The following is a 1250-nucleotide window of genomic DNA, read 5'->3' as shown; positions in this document are numbered from 1 at the left end:
CACGCGAAAGTTCGTCGGCCGCGTCAGCTGTGTCTAAAACACCGGACCGCTCGTACTGGGAGCCCGCATCGACCGCACCTTCACCATCCGAACTCGCGAAGAGCAGGGCGGCGTCATCGACGGACAACGTCGATGACCCCGTGAGGAAGTAGGTGGCGTGGGTGGAGGGCGAGTTGGTCACGACGCCGGTGACGGCTTGACCGGAAACGGGGTTGAGCGCGGTCGGAGTCGGCCGGTTGGTGGTGCTCCCGTCACCGAGCTGTCCGACGGAGTTGTCGCCCCAGCCCCACAGCTTTCCATCAGTGGTGAAGGCGAAGACAGTCTTCTCTGTCGACGACACGCTCACCACGTTCGACAGGCGGCCCACCGCCACCGCGGACACGCTCTGCGCCGCCGAGCTGTTGATTCCCAGCTCACCCTCCGCATTGTTGCCCCACGCCTGCAACGACTTGTCCGTCATGACCGCGAAACCCGTCGTCCCACCGGCGAAGATCTTCGACACCCCCGACAGGGTTCCGCTGGCACCCACGACCGGACCCACCGGAAGCGGAGTGTTCGACGTCGACTGGCCCTGACCGGTCTGACCCGCCCAGTTCGCACCCCACGACCGCACCGTCCCATCCGACAACAACGCGAAACCGACACCGCCGGCCGCCGCGATCTGCGTCGCACCCGACACACCAGGAACAGCCGCCGGCGTGTTCCGGTCGGACACCGGAGCCCCACCGAAGCCGACGTCACCACGACCCCAGCCCATCACCGTCCCATCCGACAACAGCGCATACGCCTGCTGCGCCCCAGCGACCACCGCCGTCGCCGTCGAGATGCCCGACACCTTCACCGGCGTGTTCGCCTGCGTGAACGTCCCATTACCGATGGTGCCGAACGTGTTGTCACCCCACGCCCAGATCACACCACCCACCAACGCATAGAACGACAACGAACCCGCCGCCATCTGCGTCACACCCGTCAACCCCGGCACCATCGCCCACGTGTTACGCGGAGCGGTCGAACCATCACCGAGCTGACCGAAGTCATACGCCCCCGTCGTCCACACCGTCCCATCCGCCAACAACACCGCCGACGACTGACTCGTATACCGCGTCGACAACGCCTGAACAATCGGCGACGGAAACGACGTCAACAACTGCACCGGCGTCGACCGCGCACTCGCATCCGACTGCGCCTGGGTCCCCAAACGACCCGACGGATCCGAACCACACCCCACACCATTCGCCCCCAACACCACG

General features: G+C 65.9%; 1 protein-coding gene. It reads right to left on the bottom strand.

What is annotated here, in order from left to right:
* The coding region (locus NS220_RS16805) for an RCC1 domain-containing protein (protein WP_058625155.1) at nt 1–1057 on the bottom strand (1057 nt) is incomplete at its 3' end.
* Between the last annotated feature and the right edge of the window lie 193 nt (nt 1058–1250).

The sequence above is a fragment of the Microbacterium testaceum genome (assembly GCF_001476655.1).
Classification (GTDB): Bacteria; Actinomycetota; Actinomycetes; order Actinomycetales; family Microbacteriaceae; genus Microbacterium; species Microbacterium testaceum_C.
The sequence above is the reverse complement of the archived record's forward strand: the minus strand, read 5'-3'. Positions and strand labels throughout refer to the sequence as shown.